The sequence below is a fragment of the Sorangium sp. So ce124 genome (genome assembly GCF_051525235.1).
GTDB lineage: Bacteria > Myxococcota_A > Polyangia > Polyangiales > Polyangiaceae > Sorangium > Sorangium atrum.
Window position 1 is genome coordinate 1,685,637 of record NZ_CP150312.1, and the last position, 21,324, is coordinate 1,706,960.

Here is a 21,324-nt window from a genome sequence, read left to right on the forward strand (position 1 = left end):
AGAGGGAGGCCGCGATGAAGAAGCACACCATGACGCTGCTGGGAGGGACGCGCGGCGAGCTTCGCGTTCCGGCAGACGTGCTTCTCGAGACGGTCGGCGCGCTGCTCGAGGGGGCCCGCCAGGCGACGCGCTTCGTCGTCGAGGGCGAGAGCACGCGCAAGGGGCCGCGACCCGCGTGGCTCGATGTGGCGTGTCGCGTGGAAATCACGGGGCTGACCGCTGGTTCCGCCGTCGTGGCGCTCGAGGCTCCGACGCTGGCCGACGTGGCGCCCGAGCGCTTTGGAGGCGCGCATCGAGTCTCGCTGTTCGTCGAGGCGCAGCGGCTGATCGAGACGAGCAGCTCGGCCGTGGACATCTTCGCGGGGGTGCTCGCGAGCGTCGTGAAGGGCGACCGAGATCGCGTGCTCGCCGACCGCGCGCTGCTCGACACCTGCGTCCGGTTCGCTCGGGCTGCGCGTGACGGCTTTCATGGCGTACAGCTCGAAGGCATTGCTGGGCTCGACGCGCCCCTCGTCGTGGGACGCGACGATGTGGGCAAGATCGAGCTCCTTCGCGACGAGACCCCGGATCCCAAGGCCGTGCGTGTGACCGGCACGCTCGACACGATCTCCGCGACGAAGTCAGACGTCATGCTCACGCTGGCCGATGGCACTGCCGTGGCTGCCCGGCTCGACGCCCGCGACAACGAGCAGCTCAAGACCCTGTTCGGCTCGCGGGTGGTGGTTTCGGGCATGGCCCAGTTCCGTCCGTCCGGCAAGCTCCTGGTCATCGACGTCGAGTATCTCGGCCCCGCGCGCGCTGGTGACGCCGTGTTCGAGAGCGCGCCAAAAGCCACAGCCAGGAAGCCCGTGGCCTCCTGGGTGCCGCAGGACGAGGCCACCGGCGTGTCGGCGTTCTTCGGCACATGGCCGGGGGACGAGACCGATGAGGAGCTGCTCGGCGCGCTCGAGGCGATCCGGTGAGCCAGCGGATCTACCTGCTCGACACGAGCGTGATTCTCCCGCTGGTGCGCGGTAACGCGCTGGGTCGGTACATCGACGAGCGCTTCGGCCTGCGGTCCGCTGCGCAACGTCCGCTCGTGTCCGTGGTCAGCCTCGGCGAGGTGCGCGTGCTCGCGCTGCGCAACGCCTGGGGCGACGCCAAGCTCCAGGCGCTCTCGAATGCGCTCGACAGCCTGGTTGTCGTGGACATCAATCATCCAGCCGTCCTCGAGGCGTACGTGCAGCTCGACCTGGTCTCGCAGCGCCACCCCGACGGCGCCCGCAACATGGGAAAGAACGATCTGTGGATCGCGGCCTGCGCCAAGGCTGCCGGCGCGACGCTGCTCACCACGGACGACGACTTCTGCCACCTGATCCCCGAGCACCTCGATGGCGAGGTCATCGCTCCCACGATGGCATCGCGCCACGAGGGCGAATAGGACACGCATCCCGCACGACGGAAGCGCTCGCGGGATCGCGGCAACGTCCGGCAGCCTCGCGCTTGGCGCCACGAACCACGGGAGATGCCAACGGGTTTGAGACAGACCGGACGAGAATCCTATGAGTGGATCACGTTGAGGGACGCGTTCCGGCTCTGGGGCCCGAGCGGCTGCGGTCGGCGCGGGTTCGGAGCGCGCCCGTGCAGCGCACGCGGCATCTCGCATGTTCACCGCGCTCGAGAACGCGATGCTGCCCGCCTGGGGCGACGAAAGCTTGCCTTCCTCGGCCATGAAGGAGCGCGCGGCCGAGCTGCTCGGAGCGATGGGGCTCGCCGACCGAATGAACTTCAGGGCGGTGGCTCTCTCGGGCGGCCAGCAGCAACGCGTGGTCATCGCGCGCGCTGTCGCGCCGACCGCCGCTCGTCCTCGCCGACGAGCCGACGGTCAGCCTGGCGTCGCACCGAGACGCGGCCCGGCGTCTCGCGGGCAGCTCCTCGAGCTCGCTTCGCCACGGCAGCGAACCGAGCGGGCGGGGATCACGCTCGTCGCGATGGAGCTTTCCCCCGGCCGACGCCGCCGTGATGGCGGGCGGCGTGGGCGGCCGCCACGCGGCGCGGGTGGGCCAGGAACCCACGTCGGTTCTTCTCGACTTTGGTTGGGTATTGTTGGCATAGCGCGGTCTGGGTACCCTGCTCTTGCGCGCAGCGGCCATGCAGAGCCGGAGATTCGTCGCGGGGAGCTCACTGATGCCGAGTTTTGATGTTTCGAGTCTCACCGACGCGCAGCGCCCCACGGGCGTGTGGGCAGCGTCTCTCCTGCACGCCATCGTGCGCGACGAAGCGGCTGGGCGAAGGCGCCCGGCCCTCACCGAACCGAAGCTCGACACCTGGACGCGCTTTCGCGGTCGGCTCTCCAGCGTGGATCTCGTCTCGCTGCTCTTCGAAGACGCCGCCGTCCTTCACCGTGTGCCGTTCGATCCCGAGGCTGTGGGCGGCCCTCTTCGCCCGGACCGGCTGCCTGAGGCCGTGACCGACGGCTGGCTCAAGTCCGTCGAGTCGCTCTCGCTGAGCACGGCGGGCGCCGACTACATCCTCGAGCAGGCGCGCCTGCTCGGGCTGCCGACGCGCATGGCGCGCTCGGACCTCCACGTTGCCAAGGCACACCAGAAGGTGCTCGAGCTGCCGGGCACGGGCGGGCAGCTCGCGCACCACCTCGTGAGCAGCCAGAAGGACCTCACGCTGCAGGACAACTTCATCGTGGCGTGCAGCTCCTGGCAGGAGCTCACGCTCGCCGGCGTCATCGCCCTGGAGCTCGGCGCACCGCACGCCAACTTCGCTGTGCGCGCCGAGGCTGCGGACCTCAAGAACGCTGACCACCCGCTCCGCCAACGCTCCTTCGACTTCGTCGTCGGCCTCCACCCTGACAAGGGTGGGCTGTTCCACGTCGAGGACCAACTCGCGATCTGGTTTCCGACCGCGAAGGTCCTGCTGGTCTGACGATGGCGGCCAAGTTCATCCAGATCGGCGAGCCCGCCCACGACGCAGAGCGGCAGGCGCTCCGGTTCCTCGTCGAGGGGCTGCCGGAGGATTTCACCGTCTACGGCAACGCCTGGCTCGTGGAACGCGGCGGCGTCGTCTACGAGCTCGATGCCGTCGTCGTCGCCCCGCACGCGATCTTCGTCGTCGAGATCAAGTCATATCGTGGGCGCATCGAGGGCACCGACAACGATTGGTGGCTGCCCGAGAAGATCCGCAGCCCGCTGAAGCTCAATCGCATCACCTCGCAGGTGCTCAAGTCGCATCTGAAGAACGCAAGCCACCAGGCGGGACAGGTCTGGACAGAAGGCCTTGTCTTTCTCTCGGCGACGACGGACGTGGGCGTGCGCGGCCCCGCGAGCAATGACCGTGTCCACACGCGAAAGACGATCCTGGCCGCGTTGCAGGACCAGGCCCTGATCGAGCGCTTGAGCCAGGGGCGCGCGCGGACACCGGCGTCGCTCGCCGATCGCGAGCTCCTTGAGCTCTTCACGGGGGCGCAGTCCGGACCTCGGCCGGTCCGTCGCGTCCGCGAGTACGAGGTCGTCGAGACGCTCGACCACCACGACACGTTTACCGAGCTACTCGGGCGGAACTCGCTCTCTGGCACCGAGCGCGTGCTCCGCATCTACAGCACCCCGCCGCTCGCGACGCAGGAGCAGCGTGACCGGATCGCCGAGCGCGCCCGCTGGGAAGCGCAGGTGCTCGGCCGGCTCGGGCGCAGCGAGGGCGTCCTCTCCGCCGATCCGCCCTTCTCCGACGAGGCGGGCATCGTGCTTCCGCTCGAGCACTTCAAGGGCATCACGCTCACCACCTGGGTCGAGCGGTACGGCCCCGACGCGCGCGGCAAGGAGAGGGCCGACCTGCGCGTGCGCACCGACCTCTGGATGCGCATCGCGCAGACCATCGACGAGGTGCATCGCCAGGGCGTCGTCCATCGCCTGCTGCGCCCCGACGTCATCCTCGTCGAGGACAAGCAGGAGCCGACCGAAGTCCGCGTGACCGGGTTCGACCTGGCCAAGCAGATGACGAGCGACGCGACCATCTCGCTCACCACCGTCCACGACGACCGCCTCGTGAACGCGGCGCCCGAGGTCGTGGCTGCGTTCTCGAGCGCCGAGCCCGCGTCCGACCAGTTCAGCCTCGGCGCGATCCTCGCGCTCATGCTCACGGGCAAGCCGCTCTTCGAGAACACGCGCCAGCTCATGGCCGCGCGCCGGCTCATGCGCCGCGTCCGCGACATCTCGCAGCGCATCTCGCTCAGCCTCGACGAGGCGGTCACGAGGATGGTCGAGCTGCGCCCGACCGACCGTTACCCGTCGCTCGCCGAGGCCATCCAGGCGGTGCGCGTCGGCCGCGATACCGCTCCCCGCGTCCAGGCGGCGCTGCCGAACGTCGGGCGCGCTCCGCTCGACGCCGACAACCTGCAGCCGGGCACGCGCATCGGCGCTGATTACGAGGTCATCACGCGCCTCGGCCAGGGCGGCATGTCCGTCGTGTACGCGGCGCGCCACGTCGTCAGCGGGCGCACGCGCGCGCTGAAGATCGCCCGCACCGAGGACGCCGCCGAGGAGGCGCTGCGCGGCGAGTACGACGTCCTCACCAGGCTCGATCACCCGAACATCGTCCGCGTCATCGACCTGACCAAGATGGTTGAAGGGCGCCTCACGCTCGTGATGGAGCGCGTCAGCGGCGTGACCCTGCGCCAGTGGCTCGCGCAGCACCCCGCGCCCGAGCCGACGGCGCAGCGCCGCCTCGCCGAGGACCTCCTCGCTGGCCTCGACTACCTCGAGCAGAAGTCGGTCACGCACAAGGACCTCAAGCCCGACAACCTGCTCGTCTCGGACGGGCGGCTCACCCTCATCGACTTCAGCCTGGCGGCCGTGCCGGAGGACGCGCCCTACGGCGGCACGGCCCTCTACCGCGATCCGGCGAGCGCGCGCTGGACGCACGCCACCGACCGCTTCGCCGCCGCGCTCTGCCTCTTCGAGCTCTACGCCGGCCGCCACGCCTTCGAGGGCCGCGTGCCCGAGCCGGGGGAGCCGCCGAGCGTCGAAGGCGACGACATCCAGCCCACGGGCCTCGTCGAGTTCTTCCGCAAGGCGCTCGACCCGGTGCCGGAGAAGCGCTTTCCGTCGGCGCGCTCGATGCGAGACACGCTGCTCGTCGCGCTCGGCGAGGACGTCGCCACCACGTCGTCGTCGGTGCCGCCGCCGAAGCAGCTCGACGTGACAACGCCGCTTCGCATCACCGGCCTCTCGCGCCGCGCCATCAACGCGCTCGCCCGCAGCCGGGTTCACACGGTCGGTGAGCTGCTCGCGTTGCCTGCCGCGCAGGTGCGCGCCATCCACTCCATCGGCACCAAGACAGCGAACGACATCATCGCGTTCCAGGAGACCCTGCTCGAGCGCGGGCTGTCGGCGTCGGCGGCGTCGACGGCGGCCGTCGAGCCGCCGCTCGTGCCCGACCTCTGGGACTCGCCCGAGCCTGTGCAGAAGCTGCCGCTCTCCGACGCGCTCCGCTCGGCGCTCGCGCAGGCCGACCTGCCCACCGTGGGCGCTGTCGCCTCGCTCACGCGCTCCGAGCTGCTCGGGCTCCCCGGCATCGGGCGGAAGAAGCTCGCCGAGGTCGTCGAGGCGCTTCACCAGTTCCGCGCGCGCACCCTCGACAGGGGCGGCAGCCAGGGCGACGGCGCGCACACGCTCGACCGCATCTGGGAGCTCGCGGCGCGGCCCTTGAGCGGTGGTCAGTGCACAGCCGTCGAGCGCTCCGTTGGCATCACCGGAGCGCCGGAGACGCAGGAGCAGATCGCCGACGACCTCCGCAGGACCCAGTCGCAGATCAGCCACGACCTGTCGAGGGGCATCGAGCGCCTCGACATGAGCGCGCTCGCCGACCTCCTGCGCTCGTTCGACGCGGTGGTCGACGGCTTCGGCGGCATCGTGCGCCTCGACGAGATCGGCCGGCGCTTCGAGAGCGAGTGGCCGGCCGGCGTCGTCACGGGCGAAGGCATCGTGCGCCTGCTCGTCCGCGTCTCGTCGGGGCGCGCGCACATCGTCGAGGTCGACGGCGCTGACCAGCCGCTTGTCGCCCGGCCCATCTTCGACCGCGAGACGCTCAAGGCCTTCGTCGCCGAGGTGGTGCGCCTCGCCGGCCAGTGGCCGCCCGTCGAGCCCGACACGGCGAGGCGCACGCTCGCGGGGCTCCTCCCGCATTTCGATGGCGATCCGCTCGCGCTCGGCGTGCGCATCTGCGAGGACGTCCGGGTCGCGGAGACCGGCCACATGTACATCGGTCCGCTGGACGCCAGGCACAGCATCGGCTTCGTCATCGACCAGACCCGCGAGCCCGTCGCGCTCGACGAGCTCGCCGCGCGGGTGCGGCGCATCTTCGGTCCGGAGACCCCGTATCCCGACTCCGATCACCTCCTCGCGATCCTGCGCGACCTCGATTGTCGCGTGCAGGGGCAGCGGGTGCTGCCCGGTAGCGCGGGAGCCATCGTCGCCACGCCGGCCCTCGCGGGCGACGACCTGCCCAGCTTGCTCGGTGCCGAGCGCAGCCCGGAGCTGGTCGTGCGCGACATGCTCAGGGAGGCCGCCGGTTCGCGCGGCTTCCGCATGCTGGTGACGCCGCCCGAGCGCCACGCCGAGATCGGGCGTTCCGTGGCCGCCGCGCTCTCGGGCAAGTGGGTGTCGTTCGACGACGCCTTCTTCTCGGAGCACTCGGCCGACATCCAGGCGCTCGAGCGCGCCGAGCGCTTCGTCGCCCAGCGCGAGGCGCTGACCGAGGCCGCCGAGCAGACGCTGTGGAGCCTCCTCGACGAGCACGGCAGGCCCGGCAAGGTCATCGTCCTTGGCGACACCGCGCTGCTCGGCCTGTGCGAGTCGCTCGATCTTCCGCGTCGCCTCTACGACGAGACCCTCTCCGGCAGCCGGGGCTTCTGGGTTCTCGTCGTGCCCGGCGTCATCCACAACCGCCAGCCGCGCTTCAACGAGGGGCCCGCGATGTGGCACCTCGAAGGCGCGACGCTTCCTCTTCTGAACCCTCTTCCCACCGCCGGGGGTTCGGGCTCCGCGAGCGGAGCCTCCACCCCGAGCCCCACGGGCTGAGCCAGCATCGATGAAAGCCAACGACCGAGCCCTTCTCTCCGCCGCCCTCCGCGACCACGTCGCGAAGATCGCCGCCGACCTGCGCGCCAGGATGCGCGCGCCCGGCGCTGCGCGCGCGGCCGCGGAGCAGCTCCACAAGGACGAGCGCGTCGCCGAGGACTTCGAGGTCTGGACGGACCTGCTCTCACGCCGCGCGGCGGTGCTCTGGGTGCTGAAGTCCGTCTACGTGCGCGTGCTCGAAGATCGGGGGCTGCTCGCGCCCGGGCGCCTGCTGGATCCCGAGGCGCAGCAGCTCTTCGAGAAGCTGGCGCCCAACCTCGGCGAGACCGCGTTCCTGCGCTGGATCTACAAGGACCTCGCCAGCACGAGGGGCGGCCTGCCCGAGCTGTTCAGCCCGCAGCCCGCCGAGGTGGCGCTGCCCTCGGACGACCTGTCGCGCGCGCTCATCGCCTTCTGGCGCCACCGCGACGCGGACACGGGCGCTGTCTGGAGCTTCGCCGAGGAGCGCTTCGAGGGCGAGCTGATGGGCGACCTGTACCAGGAGCTCGATCCGGTCGTGAAGGACCGCTTCGCGCTCTGCCAGACGCCCGACTTCGTGCGCAAGTTCATCCTCGACCGCACGCTGACGCCGGCCGTCGAGACCTTCGGCGCGGACGTTGTGCGGCTGCTCGATCCGGCGTGCGGCTCGGGGCATTTCCTGATCGATGGGCTCAAGCGGCTGGTCGCTGCGACGGCCGAGAAGCACCCCGACTGGGAGCGCGAGAAGGTCGTTTCGCACGCCCTCGATCGCGTCGTCGGCATCGACCTGAACGACTACGCCTGTGCGCTCGCCCGCACGCGTCTCATCATGACCGCCGCCGAGCTGGCGGGCGTGACCAGGCTTGCCGACGCGGCGCGCTTCCACCCGCACGTGTACTGGGCCGACGGCCTCGAGCAGGTCGAGCGCGAGGAGGAGAAGCCCTCGGTTCAGTTCGACCTGTTCACGAAGGCCGAGGAGAGGCCGCGCGCGACGCTGACGCGCTCGGATGTTCGCGCGGCGCTCAAGAAGGTGTTTGCGACGAAGTTCCACGCGGTGGTCGCGAACCCTCCGTACATTCTGGAGCGCGACGAGGCGCGAAAGGCGTACCACCGGGAGCTCATCGGGAAGAACCGCCGCTACGTGTCGGCCACGGGCAAGTACTCGCTCGGCTCACCCTTCACCGAGCGCTGCTTTCAGCTCGCCGAGAAGGAGGCTTATGTCGGGCTCATCACGAGCAACAACTTCATGAAACGTGAGTTCGGTAAGGCGCTCATCGAGAAGGTGCTTGCTGGCCTTGACCTGACTCTCGTTGTCGACACGTCGCAGGCGTACATCCCGTTCCACGGAACGCCGACGGTGCTGCTGTTCGGGCGCAACCGAAAGCCCGCGGACGAGACGGTGCCCGCCGTGATGGGTAAGCGTGGTGAGAGCGGGACTCCCGAAGATCCGGCGAAGGGAAAGGTATGGTCGAGCATCGAAGATGGGTGGAGCCGTGTCGGCTTCGAGAACGAGTATCTGAGCGTCGCGGAGCTGCCGAGAGAGACGCTGAAGAAGCACCCGTGGAGTCTCGGTGGTGGAGGAGGAGCCGAGCTCAAAAGCCGAATCGAAGAGTTTGCGGCTAGCGCGCTGGGTCAAGAGGCCGAAAGCATTGGCATTACTTGCTTCACTCTCGAAGATGATGCGTTTCTCGCGCCTCGCGACGTGTTCGCGCGTCAAGGTCTTGGCTCGGCCCAGCAACGTCCGATGGTCGAAGGCGACACCATCCGCGATTGGGCGATGGCGCCGGCTACTGCCGCGGCTTTCCCCTATGATGACAGCCTCGCTGTGTTGGAGGTCGTGAGTAGAACGCCGCTTGAGAAGTGGCTGTGGCCCTACAAGGCCAGGCTCTCGAACAACAAGATGTTCGGTGGGCGGACCAAGGTTGAAGTCGGTCTCAAGTGGTACGAGTATGGGCGCTTCACCGCATCGAAGCTCCGTACCCCGCTCTCGATCGCCTTCGCGGAAGTTGCCACGCACAACCACTTCGTGCTCGATCGGGGCGGCAAGGTGTTCAAGCAGACCGCGCCTGTCATCAAGCTGCCGGCCGGCACCACCGAGGAGGACCACCTCGCGCTGCTCGGCCTCCTCAACTCGTCCACCGCCTGCTTCTGGATGAAGCAGGTGTTCCATTGCAAGGGTAGCCAGGGAATCAACGAGGGGATGAAGAGCGCTCTCTGGGAGCAGTTCTTTCAGCACGACTCGACCAAGATGAAGCTATTCCCGGTTGTTGCTGAGCGCGAGAAGGTTGCTCCGTATGCCCAGAAGCTTGATACCCTCGCCCGCACCCGTTCGGCTCGTTCGATCAGGAGCGTACTCGATGTTCGTGAGTGGGACGACGGGCCGTCACTTCGGCGTGCGATCGATAACCGAAACGCAGTCGACCTCGTCGAACTGACCAGCATGGTCGCCCTCCAAGAGGAACTCGACTGGTTCTGCTACGCCATCTACGGGCTCGACGAGTCCAGCGACGTCGTCGCCTCCGACAAAGTCGAAGCGTGCCCGCCGACGTGGCTTCCCTGGAACCTCGCCTTCGCCGAGAAGGACGCGGCCAACCGCGCCGCCCTTGCGAGCGGCGAAGAGCCGGACGAGCAGCCCTCGGTCTGGTGGGAGCGACACGGCTGGGAACCCCTCACCGCGCCCCCGAGCGAGGCATCGCCCGCGCTGAAGAAGCGCATCGAAGCCCGGCGCGCGCGGGCTGAGACCAACCCCGCGCTGCGCCTGATCGAAACCGCGAACTTCAAGCGCCGCTGGTACAAGCCCGACTACGCCGAAGAGGAGCGGCTCGCACTCTCGGAGTGGCTCGCCGATCGCGTCGAAGAGTCGGCCAGGTCGCGCACCACGGCATTCGTCCTCGAGCAGCTCGTCGCGAACCTCCAGGACGACCCGCGCGTGCTCGCCGTGTGCGAGGTGCTGGCCGGACGCAAGGACTTCAGCCTATCGCAGCTCGTTGCGAGCGCGCTCCGGGATGATGCCGTCCCGAGCCACCGCTTCCATCTCTACAAGCCCTCGGGCCTCGTGAAGCGGGAGGTCTGGGAGCGCACCTGGGCCGACCAGCGGCGCGAGGACGCAGGCGAGAAGGTGACGCCCGAGGTGCCGCCCCCCTACGGCTCCGGCGACTTCCTCAAGCCCGAGTACTGGCGCCTGCGCGGCAAGCTCGACGTCCCGAAGGAGCGCTTCATCGCCTTCACCGAGGTCCCCGGCCGCTCCGGCGTCGAGACGCTCTACGGCTGGGCGGGCTGGACCGCGCAGCAGCGCGTGAAGGCCATCCTCGCCATCGACGAGGAACTCGAGGACGCCTCCGTCCCGCTCGCCGACCGCATCGGCCTGCTCGACAGCGCGTGGCGCCTCTTGCCCGACGTCGCCCGCGAGGACGCCGCTGCCGCGAACCGGCTGAAGGCCGAGCTGCAAGCGCTCGTGGGCCCCGAGGGGCCGAGCCGCGAGCTCATCGAGGACTGGAAGAAGCGCTTCCCGCCGCCCACGGCGCGAGCGGGCCGCGCCAGGAAGGCTGCTGCAGCGCGCGACCAGGAAGACCGCGAGATCGAGGAGGAGAGCGACGAATGACCGCGCTCGCCACGCAGCTCACCAGGGTTCGCGTCGAGGGCTTCCGGTCCCTCAAGGACGTGACGCTCGATCTCGGTCCTATCACGGTGGTGATCGGTCCAAACGGAGCGGGCAAGTCGAACCTGCTCACCGCGCTGCGCCTGCCGCCCTTGATGCGGACGCAGGTGCTCCGACGCTTCGTCGGTGAACAGGGGGGCGCGTCGAAGCTGCTTCACTACGGGCCCGAGACCACGCGTGAGCTGGGTATCGCCCTCGAGTTCAAAGATGGCCCGGGGCGCAAGTGCTACGAGGTCCGGCTCGGATACGCGGCTGGCGACTCCTTGGTCTTCGTGGCGGAGAATCTCTTTCTCGGGACGCTCACCGACGAAGAGCCCAAGGGGCTGCAGCTCGGGACGGGGCACACCGAGTCGCAACTCGGAAACATCCAACTGCCATCGACTGCGTCCCTGGCCGCGGTGCCCGCGCTCATCGGGCGCATGAGCTTCTTCCACTTCCACGACACGTCGCTCACGTCGCCGCTCAGGCAAAACGCCACCCAGGCCGACAGCAAGTACGTCCGCTCCGACGGGTCGAATCTGGCGGCCTACTTGTACCGAATCAAGCGAAGCGAGAGCGAGGAAGCACGAGCTGCGTGGACCCTGTTCGAAGGGCTCGTCCGACGAATTGCGCCGTTCATCAATGCTCTGGAGCCCGATCTCGTCGCGCCGGATCGAGCGGATGCGTCCGCCGTGCGCCTCTACTGGAGCGACGAACGCGGGCATCGCTTCGACGCGCACGACCTGTCCGACGGGACGCTCCGCGCGATAGCGCTGTTCGCAGCGTTGACCCAACCCCCGGCGACGCGACCCAAGTTCCTGACGATCGACGAGCCCGAGCTGGGGTTGCACCCGGCAACGATCTCCATCTTCGCTGGCCTCGTGCGCTCGGCGTCGGCCCATTCGCAGATCCTGGTCGCGACGCAGTCGCCCGCGCTGCTCGACGAGTTCGCCGCTGACGAGGTGGTCGTCGCCGAGCGAAGAGGCGGTGAGACCTCGTTCAAGCGACTCGATCCCAGGGAGCTCGATGCGTGGCTCGAGGACTACAGCCTGTCGGAGCTCTACGACAAGAACGTGCTAGGAGGCCGGCCGTGATTCGCCTCTTCGTCATCGTCGAAGGCGATACCGAGCAGGAGTTCGTCAAGCACAGCTTGGCTCCGCACCTCGACGGGTTCTCGGTGTGGACGACGCCGATCGAGGTCACCACGAAGCGAGATCGAAAGACGGGCCAGAAGCTCTCGCAGGGCGGCGGGCACTGGAAGCACTGGCGAAAGGACATCCGCAGGCTCCTGCGCTCGAACGCCGCTGACCTGCGCGTGACATCGCTGTTCGACCTGTACGGGCTCCCTGAGGACTTTCCGCGGCTCGCTGAGCTCAGCTCCGAGCGCGACACGGTCCACAGGGCCGGTCTCTTGCAGGACGCGATGCGCGACGACATCGAGGACCACCGCTTCATCCCGTACGTGCAGCGCCACGAGTTCGAGGCGCTGGTGCTCTCGGGACTCGACCATCTTCGTGAGCAGCTCGCGGACGCCGACGCTCGCGCGGGACTCGATGCGCTCCGAGAGGAGCTCGGTGACACGGCCCCCGAGGATGTCAACGACGGCCCCGAGACTGCACCTTCGAAGCGCTTGCTCGCGCGTGTTCCCGGTTACGGAAAGACCACGCACGGACCGAGCGTCACGGCCAAGGTCGGGATCGACGGGCTAAAACAGCGTTGTCCGCGCTTCGGTGCGTGGGTCGCGTCGCTGGAGGCATTGGGAGAACAGCCGTCATGACCATCATCACCGAGGCCTTCGAGCTCCCGCGCCCCGAGGACATGGGAGGGAAGCGCGAAGGAGCCAGGAGGCCTGGTCCGGAGGGCGAAGAGGACGAGGGCTGATGGCAAGAGGGCCGAAGAAGAAGCCATCGCAGCCCCTCGCGACCACGGCGGACCGAGGCCACGAGGCGCAGCTCTACGAACGCATCGCGGGGATCCTCGACGCGGCGCGCTCGCGCGTCGCGCGCACCATCAACTCGGCGATGGTGCACGCGTACTGGCTCATCGGTCGTGAGATCGTCGAGATCGAGCAGCGAGGCGCGGCGCGCGCGGACTACGGGAAGCGGCTGCTGGAGACGGTCGCCCGGAAGCTCACCACGCGCTTCGGGCGAGGCATGGGCGTGGCGACGCTGCGCCGGGCACGCTCGTTCTACCTCGCGTTCCCTGCCGGGTCCGCGCTCCCCGGGCTCGGGGACCGGATTCGATCAACGGCGTTGATCGAATCCGGGAGCGATGCGAAAGGCTCGCCGGAGCTGTTCCCGTCCAGCCTGAGCTGGTCGCACTACCTCGTGCTCCTGCGCATGACAAGGCCCGAGGCGCGGTCCTTCTACGAGATCGAAGCCGCGCGGGAGAGCTGGTCGGTGCGCGAGCTGGAGCGCCAGATCGCGGCGCTCGCCTTCGAGCGCCTCACCAGAGGCAAGCGGCCCGAGCAGGTGCGCGAGCTGTCGCGCGCGGGTCAACAGGTCTCGGCGCCGGGGGACGTCCTGAAGGACCCCTTCGTGCTGGAGTTCGTCGACCTCCGTGAGAGCCCGAGCGCGCAGGAGCGCGATCTCGAGCAGGCGATCATCGATCGGCTCGAGGACTTCCTCCTCGAGCTGGGCAAGGGCTTCTGCTTCGTCGCGCGGCAGAAGCGCGTGACGCTGGACGGCGACCACTTCTACGTCGACCTGGTCTTCTACAACCGCTTGCTGCGGTGCTTCGTGCTCGTCGATCTCAAGCTCGGCAAGCTCACGCACCAGGATCTCGGCCAGATGCAGATGTACGTCCACTATTTCGATCGCTTCCAGCGCGTCGAGCACGAGGCCAAGACCATCGGGATCGTGCTGTGCTCCGACAAGAACGACGCGATGGTGCGCATCACGCTGCCCGACGACGAGCGCATCGTCGCGGCGCGTTATCAGCTGTACCTCCCGACGGAGGAGGAGCTCCGCGCCGAGCTCGAACGCGAGCGCGAGGAGGCCGAACGCGTGCTGCTCCTCACGGCCGACGACGAGGACAGCGAGACCGAGGAGACCAACGAGTCATGACCACCATCACCGAGGCCTTCGAGCTCCCGCGCCCCGAGGACATCCGGGCCATGGGGTTCGTCGTCAAGCTGCGCGAGCTCGACCCGAACTCCGACGAGGTGGCGCAGCTCGCGCGCGATTACGTCATCACGCCCGCCGTCGAGAAGGAGCTGCCCCGCATCCTCGACGACATGAAGCAGGTCTTCGATCGCGGCGAGGAGTACGGCCGCTTCATCCACGGCAGCTTCGGCAGCGGCAAGTCGCACTTCATGACCATGCTCTCGCTGCTCGTCGAGGGCGCGGCGCCGGCGTGGAAGAAGTTCCGCCCGCTGCTGAACGCGCACCGCGACGCGAAGCTGAGCAAGGGCGGCGAGGCCGCCGACCACGAAGCGTGGTTGACGAAGGCCGGGCTGCTCGTCGTGCGCATCCACATGCTCTCGGTGCGCGGCCGCAGCACCAGCTTCGACCGCGCCGTCTACGAGGGCTTCAACGCGGCGCTCAAGCGGCGCGGCAAGGCGCCCTTCGAGTTCCTCAACGTCGACTCCATCTTCGAGGAGGTCCGCCGCGAGGCCTCGGTCTACGGCGACGTCGTGTGGAAGCGCCTCGAGACCGACGGCATCGTCGGCGGGCGCGAGGACTTCGAGTCCCTCGCCGCGGGCTCGATCCAGGCCAGGGAGCGATTCGCGCGCGCCTGGCTCAAGTACAAGGGGCGCGACGCCTCGGACGCCGGCATCGACCCGCGCTGGAGCGAAGGGCTCAAGCGCATGGCCGAGCACGCAAAGGCCCAGGGCTTCGGCGGCATCGTGCTGATGATCGACGAATTCCTCCTCTGGCTCGCCGAGAAGAGCGGCCAGGAGTTCGTCGCCGAGATCAACAACCTCAACGTCATCGTCGACCACAACACAGGCCAGCGCCCCGCGCCGGTCTTCGTGTTCGTCGCGCGGCAGCGAAACCTCCAGGAGTTCTTCCCGGATCTCGTCGACGAGTCGAAGATCCACGAGCACCTCGATCACCACGCCAAGCGCTTCGAGATCACGAAGCTGCAGGACGTCGAGCTGCGCCACATCGTGCGCGGCCGCGTGCTCCGCCCGAAGGACGCGAAGGCGGTCCAGGCGGCCGTGAGCCAGCTGGCCGACAAGCACAGCAAGGTGCTGCCCGCGCTGCTCGTCGGTGGCGACCTCGACTACCTGCGCGACGTCTACCCGTTCCACCCGGCGCTCATCGAGATGCTCGTCGACGTCACGTCGCTCATGCAGCGCGAGCGCTCGGCGCTGCGGCTGCTCTACGAGCTGCTCGTCGTCCACTACCCGAAGCTGCCTCTCGGCGAGTTCCTGCCGGTGGGCTCGGCCTTCTCCGCGATCTTCCCCGAGTCGGGCGTCGAGGCGAGCAAGAAGGTGGAGCTGATGCAGGACATCCACCATCAGTATTACTCGCGCCTCGCGCCATCGATGGCGAAGATGGCCGAGGAGGGCGGCGCGGAGTTCAACGACGAGCGGCGCCGCGCGCTCGACCAGCTCGTGAAGACGGTGCTGCTCGCGGAGGTGTCGCCGCGCCTGAAGCAAGGCGGCCTCACCATCGAGCGGCTCGTGCAGCTCAACGCCGTCGACGTCGAGGGCGAGACGTTCCGTGGCCAGGTGCGCGTCGCCGAGACGGACTTGCTGGCGCTCTCGCAGCGGGTGCCGGATCTCCAGGTGGCGGGCCAGGGCAAGACCGCGCTCGTCCGCTACGTGCTCGGACGCGTGAGCCTCGGCGAGATCCTCGCGCGCGCGCGCTCGAAGGTCGACAACCCGGCTCAGCGCTTCAAGGTGTTCTGGAGTGCGCTTCGCAGCGCGCTCGGCGTCGCGGACACCAAGGGCTTCGAGGACGGTGGCCCGAACGAAGGCGACTGGGATCTCTCCTGGCGGCGCACAAAGCGTCGCGGCCGCCTCAAGCTCGGGAACGTGCGCGAGATGTCCTACGACGACTTCGTGCCGCCGGACGGGGCGTTCAAGATCCTCGTCGACTATCCGTGGGACGAGCCCGGGCACACGGTCGATGAAGACCGCCTTCGCGCGACCAACGTGCGCAAGAAGCAGTCGCAGATGCACTCCGTGTGCTGGCTGCCGCGCCACATGGGCCCCAGCGAGCTCGGCGTGCTCACCGAGCTCGCGGCGGTCCGCTACCTGCTCTCCGACGCCGGGCAGGAAGATCTGCTCGAGACGCTCGGTCCGCAGGACAGGAGCAAGGTCCTCGACCAGGCCGGCATTCGGCAGAGGACGCTCGAAGGGCAGCTCGAAGACCTGCTGAACGAGGTCTATGTCCGCCACGGCGAGTTCTTCGCGCTCATCTCCGACGTCGACTCGAGCCGCCCGCGCGAGACGCTCGCCGAGAACCTCGAGCACATCGCGACGCTGCTGATGGACCGTCGCTACCCGCAGCACCCGACGTTCCTCGCCGAGCCGAAGAAGCAGGACCTGGAAACGCTGCTCGGCTGGATGGTCGAGGCCAGCGAAGGCGGCGTGTCGGTCCCCTACGACGAGAAGGTCGGCAAGGTGCTGAAGACCCTGGGCCAGCCGCTCGAGCTGGTGAACCTCGGGCAGACCAAGGCCTCGCTGCGCCTCGATTCCCGGTACATCAAGGACGTGCTCCAGCGCGCCGACCAGGACTCTGTCGCGTGGTGGTCCATCGCAGAGCATCTGCGCGACACTTACGGTTTCCAGCCGCTGCTGGTCGATCTCTTCCTCTGCTTCCTCTGCCAGCGCGATCACCGCGCCTTGCAGGAGGTCGATGGCGAGCCCGTCGACGTGCGCATCGGCATGTCGCAGGCGACGCGCATCCGGCTCCAGCGCGGCAGGCTGGTGAGCGCCGCTGACTGGCACCGCCTGCGCGACCTCGGCAACCAGCTCTTCGAGGTGCCGCGCCCCGCAGCGCACCGCTCCCTTCAGGGTCAGGACCGCTTCACGACGGCGCTGCGCGACAAGGGCACGGCCAAGCGCGCGGTGCTCGATGGACTGCGAGCGAGCCTCGTGCGTCTCGGCGTCGAGCAGAGCGATCGGTTCGCGGAGCTGGGGACAGCGCACGCGCGCCTCGAGCCGCTCACGCAGAAGACCACCGACTCCCACAAGGTGCTGACCGAGCTGCTCGCCGCGTGGCCCGACGACGCCTCCGACGCGCTGCGCGCCCTCGTGCAGCAGGCCGAGCGCCTGCGCGACGCGCTCGCGGAGCTCAACGAACACGCGCGCACGAACCTCAAGGCGGGCGTGAGCCACCCTGCTGTCGGCACCGAGGTGAGCGGGCACCTGAGCGCGCTCGACGGCCGCCTCGCAGCGGCACAGGCCGAGAAGCCGCTGACGAAGGACTGGATATCGACCTGGAACGCGAAGGCGCAGGAGCTGGTCACGCGGCTCATCGAGCATCAGCCGGTCCCGCCACCTTCGCCCCCGCCGCCTCCGCCCCCCCCGCCGCCGCCTCCGCCGCGCTTGGTGCTCGTGAGGGAGCGCGTCAATCCGACCGATGCCGACGCCATCTCGTCGTTCCTCGCCAGGGTCCGCAAGGCGCTGGCGGAGCAGGGGACGAAGCCGATCAGCATCGCGCTCGTGAGGACGGAGGAGGACGAGTGAGCGCGGCTCAGCTCGTCCTTCGTCGTCTGCTCGAACGAGCCGGCGGCGCCGGCGAGACGGGCTATGTGCTCGTGATCGACGGCGAGGGGCTCGAGGACCTGCCGGCGCAACTGCCGACGCCGAAGGCCGTTTATGGCGTGCACCGTGTCGCGTCCGAGCTTGGCCTTCGACACTTGCTCTGGAAGGCGAAGGGGGCGCCGCTGATCGCCGTGATGCCCGAGGACGTGGCGCGGCGAATCCAGGGCGCGCCGGATCTCCTCCGGCGCGCGATGGACCAGCGCGTCCACGCGCTCTCGGCCAACGACCTCCTCGAGGTGGCGCTCGGCGTGCGCGTGGTGGGCGCCGACGCCCCGCACATTCAGCAGCTCGCAATCGCCAACGTCGACCGCCTCGGCCTGGCGATGAGCCACCGCACGCTGCCGACGGTCGTCGACCGGCGCCTGCTTACGGAGCTGCTCGTCGACGTGAGCGTGGGCGAGCAGGTGCGCACGCGCAGCCCCGCGCAGCTCCTCGCCGCGTGGGTGCAGGAGCCCCCGCGCTGGTCGGCGAACGTCAGCCAGCTCGTGCGCGACGCGATGCCGTCGCTCCACGGCGACGAGGGGCGGCTGCTCGCCTGGGCGCTCGCCGAACCCGACGCGCGCCTGCGCGACCTCGTCGTGTACGGCGCGGTGCTCACGGTCGAGGCCGCCGAGCTGCCGAAGCCCGCCTGGGGCCCGCTGTGGAAGGCCGCCACCGAGCCGCCGATCGAGATGGACCGGCGCATCCTCCGGCGCACCGCCGCGCGGCTCGCCGAGGAGACGCTCTCGCTGCTGGGCGACGGCGGCGCCGATCTCCTCACGGCAGCCGACCGCGTCGGGCGCGGGAGCCTGACGCCGACGCAGCTTCAGACGAGCCGCGTCCTGCCGCTCGCGTTCTCCGACCGCTGCCACGCGCTCGCGCAGCAGGCCGCCTCCGGCAAGGCCATCAGCGCCGCCGACATCAGCTGGCTTTCCAGCCACCGGGCCGCCCGGATCCACCGCGCCGACCTCGCGGTGCTGGAGTCGATGGCGCGTATCTCGCGCTACCTCGACCAGCCCTTCAGCCCCAGGGCCGACCTGCTGGACCAGGTGCGCGAGTACCAGCGGGGCGGCGCCTTCGTGGACCTCGCCATGCTGCAGCTCCGCCGCGCGCTCGCGAGCAGCGTTCACCACCACGCCGAGGCGGACCAGCTGCTCGCGGCGTGCCGCGAGCGCCGCGACCGCGAGAACCGGCATTTCGCCGAGACGCTGGCCCGCGGCTACGAGGCCGCGCTGCACCGCGACGGGCTGACGCCGCTGCACCGCATCTGGAAGCGCACCGTCGCGCCGCTCTGGCAGGGCGAGCCCGATGCGCGCCTGTTCCTCGTCGTGCTCGATGGCTGCAGCTATCCGGTGTTCCTCGAGCTGCTCTACGCGCTTGCGCAGGACAGCGCGTTCCCGATCGGCATCAAGCCCGACGCGGGCGGCCGCGTGCACGGGCTCCCGGCGCTCTCGCCGTTGCCGACCATCACGAGCCACGCGCGCGGCGCAATCTTCCTCGGCGAGCTGCCGAGCGACCCGCTCGTCGCCGAGACCGTGTTCCGCGACCAGGACGAAGCGAAGACCGACAAGGCGCGCTTCAACCAGAACGCCGCGCTCGGCAGCAGGTCGCGAAGGCTCTTCCTGAAAGGCGACCTCGCCGACGGCGGGCAGGGCCTGTTCTCCGCCCTGAAGGACGAGAGTTGCTCGGTCGTGGGCGTCGTCTTCAACGCTGTGGACGACCAGATCGGCTCGTCGAACACGGGCGCGACGGTGAAGATCTCCCCCGAGGACATCACCGCGTTCAAGCCCGCGTTGAGCGTCGCCCTCGAGTCCAGGCGGCGCGTGCTCATCACGGCAGATCACGGCCACAGCCCCTACGTCGACAAGTCGCTTCGTGCGGGCAACGGCAAGACGCCGAGGTACACAGCGCTCGGCAAGCACGATGCCGCGCCCGAGGGCTTCATCGAGATCGACGTCGCCGGACTCGGTGGTCCGCCCGAGCGGCGCGCGTTCGCGTGGCGCTCCGGCGCGTACCTCGGCGGCCCCCAGGTCGGCTTCCACGGTGGCTGCGGGCTCGAAGAGGTCGTCGTCCCGCTCGCGTGGATCGAGCGCGAGGGGCTTCACGCCGACGAGCCCGCGTGGTGGTACGGACGCGGCGCCCTGGCGGAGCTCAGCGTTCCGGCCGCGCCGGTGCAGCCACCCATCGTCACGCCCCTGCCTTCCGACGAGGTGCCGGCGAAGCCGAAGGCGCAGCTCTCGCTGTTCAACCCGGCCGACAGGGCGGGCTCGCTCCCGCTTCCAGCGGCGCTGATCGAGAAGCTCAGCGTCGACGAGAGGTCGATCCTGGTGCTCCTGCGCGAGAACGGCTCCGCGCGCGCCAGCGAGCTCGCCGAGCGCCTGAAGAAGAACCCCGTCCGCCTGAACGGGCTCATGCGCGCGCTGCGCCGGACCCTCCACGCCGAGGGGCACGTCCTCTTCAGCGACGAAGTTCTATCCAGCGGTGAGACGATGTATCGCTACCAACCGAAGCCCAAGGACCAGGGAGCGCGCTGATGGCTGTTGTCCCGGAATCGCAGGCGATCGTGAATGCGCTCCGCAGCGGCCTCGTGCCCAACGCCGGCCTCGACCACTTCGCGACCGGGCTCGACGCGCTCGTCAACGCGGTCAACGAGGACCTGGACTTCGTTGCGGGCGGCAAGGGCCTCTCGAAGTGGATTCGCGGCGAGTACGGCACCGGCAAGACCTTTGCGGCCCGGTACCTCTGCGCGAAGGCGCGCGAGCGGAAGTTCGCCACCTCCGAGGTACAGATCTCCATCAACGACACCCCGCTCCATCACCTGGAGACGGTGTACCGCCGCCTCATCGAGAAGCTCGAGACCGCCGCCGACGGGCCCAACGCATTCCAGGCCATCGTCGAGGGCTGGCTTTACCAGGTCGGCGACGAGGTCATGCGGCTGCGCGGCATCGGCGAAGACGACCCTGGCTTCGCCGACGCGACGGAGCAGCGGCTCGAGGACAAGCTGGCCGACCTCTCGAAGCGCAACCCAGCCTTTGCGCAGGTGCTCCGGGCGTACCACCGCGCGACCCACGAGGGCGATTTCGCCACCGCGCAGGGCCTGCTCGCGTGGATCGCGGGCCAGCCGCACACCGAGCGCTCGGTGCTCAAGGCGGCGGGGACCAAGGGCAAGGTCGACGGCCAGGCGTCGCTGACGTTCCTCGCTGGACTGCTCCAACTGCTGCGGCAGTCCGGGTATGCCGGGCTCGTCGTCGTCCTCGACGAGGTCGAGACGGTGCAGCGCATGAACGCGCAAACGCGCGAGAAGTCCCTCAACGCGCTCCGGCAGCTGATGGACATGCTCGCGAACGAGGAGCTGCCCGGGCTCTACCTGGTCATCACCGGCACGCGCGACTTCTTCGAGGGCTACAAGGGGCTGAAGGGGCTCGCGCCGCTGTACCAGCGCGTGCAGGCGAACTTCAGCGGCGAAGCGCGCTTCGACAACCTCAAAGCGACGCAAGTGCGGCTCATGCCGTTCACCGACGAGCGGCTGTTGACCGTGGGTACGCGCGTCCGCGACCTCTATCCAGCGAAGAACCCGGCGCGCATCGCCGAGCGCGTGAGCGACGCGTTCCTCCATGGCCTCGTCGCGCAGGTCACGGCGGGCTTCGGCGGCAAGGTGGCCCTCGCGCCGCGGATGTTCCTCCGGGAGCTGATCGACGTGATGGATCGCGTGGACATCCACGAGGCCTACGACCCCAAGGATCACTACAAGCTCGAGCTCGACGACGCGAAGCTCACGGCCGAGGAGCTGGCGGCGAAGCACGGGCGCCCCGTCGAGGCGGTAGCGGACGGCCCTGCCGAAGCGCCTGAGCCCTCCGAGGGGGCGGAGCCCGCGGCTCCGAAGCGGAAACGGCTGGACGGATAGC

At 69.2% G+C, this 21,324-nt stretch carries 11 protein-coding genes; all 11 read left to right on the forward strand.

Features of this window, described 5'->3' with window-relative positions; all coding sequences use genetic code 11:
* The first annotated feature begins 14 nt into the window (after positions 1 to 14).
* The 11 genes from WMF19_RS06280 to brxD all read left to right on the forward strand — a co-directional run bounded on the left by WMF19_RS06280 (position 15) and on the right by brxD (position 21,323).
* Entirely contained in the window at positions 15 to 962 is a 948-nt protein-coding gene (locus WMF19_RS06280; protein ID WP_437898216.1) for a hypothetical protein, read from the forward strand.
* Positions 959 to 1,420 (forward strand): PIN domain-containing protein, encoded by a 462-nt coding sequence (locus tag WMF19_RS06285; protein ID WP_437898217.1) that lies wholly within the window; start codon positions 959 to 961, stop codon positions 1,418 to 1,420. The genes WMF19_RS06280 and WMF19_RS06285 overlap by 4 nt, the downstream gene beginning before the upstream one ends.
* Positions 1,421 to 2,166: 746 nt before the next feature.
* Entirely contained in the window at positions 2,167 to 2,916 is a 750-nt protein-coding gene (locus WMF19_RS06290; protein WP_437898218.1) for a hypothetical protein, read from the forward strand.
* A 2-nt stretch (positions 2,917 to 2,918) separates the two neighbouring features.
* Entirely contained in the window at positions 2,919 to 7,064 is a 4,146-nt protein-coding gene (locus tag WMF19_RS06295) for a protein kinase domain-containing protein (RefSeq protein ID WP_437898219.1), read from the forward strand.
* Positions 7,065 to 7,074: 10 nt separating this feature from the next.
* Complete coding sequence (gene pglX / locus WMF19_RS06300) at positions 7,075 to 10,683, forward strand: BREX-2 system adenine-specific DNA-methyltransferase PglX (RefSeq protein ID WP_437898220.1); 3,609 nt, start codon at positions 7,075 to 7,077, stop codon at positions 10,681 to 10,683.
* Positions 10,680 to 11,813 carry an AAA family ATPase gene (locus WMF19_RS06305; RefSeq protein WP_437898221.1) on the forward strand — a complete coding sequence of 378 codons (1,134 nt, stop codon included), beginning with the start codon at positions 10,680 to 10,682 and terminating at the stop codon, positions 11,811 to 11,813. The genes pglX and WMF19_RS06305 overlap by 4 nt, the downstream gene beginning before the upstream one ends.
* Complete coding sequence (locus WMF19_RS06310; protein WP_437898222.1) at positions 11,810 to 12,496, forward strand: DUF4276 family protein; 687 nt, start codon at positions 11,810 to 11,812, stop codon at positions 12,494 to 12,496. Before WMF19_RS06305 ends, WMF19_RS06310 begins: the two co-directional genes overlap by 4 nt.
* Positions 12,497 to 12,599: 103 nt before the next feature.
* Positions 12,600 to 13,784, forward strand: coding sequence for a PDDEXK nuclease domain-containing protein (locus WMF19_RS06315; protein WP_437898223.1), 1,185 nt, complete (start codon positions 12,600 to 12,602; stop codon positions 13,782 to 13,784).
* On the forward strand, positions 13,781 to 17,362 hold the full coding sequence (locus WMF19_RS06320; protein WP_437898224.1) for a DUF6079 family protein: 3,582 nt from the start codon (positions 13,781 to 13,783) through the stop codon (positions 17,360 to 17,362). Before WMF19_RS06315 ends, WMF19_RS06320 begins: the two co-directional genes overlap by 4 nt.
* Positions 17,359 to 19,953, forward strand: a complete 2,595-nt coding sequence (gene pglZ / locus WMF19_RS06325; RefSeq protein WP_437898225.1) for a BREX-2 system phosphatase PglZ — start codon at positions 17,359 to 17,361, stop codon at positions 19,951 to 19,953. Before WMF19_RS06320 ends, pglZ begins: the two co-directional genes overlap by 4 nt.
* Positions 19,953 to 21,323 carry a BREX system ATP-binding protein BrxD gene (gene brxD / locus WMF19_RS06330; protein WP_437898226.1) on the forward strand — a complete coding sequence of 457 codons (1,371 nt, stop codon included), beginning with the start codon at positions 19,953 to 19,955 and terminating at the stop codon, positions 21,321 to 21,323. Before pglZ ends, brxD begins: the two co-directional genes overlap by 1 nt.
* Position 21,324 lies beyond the last annotated feature (1 nt).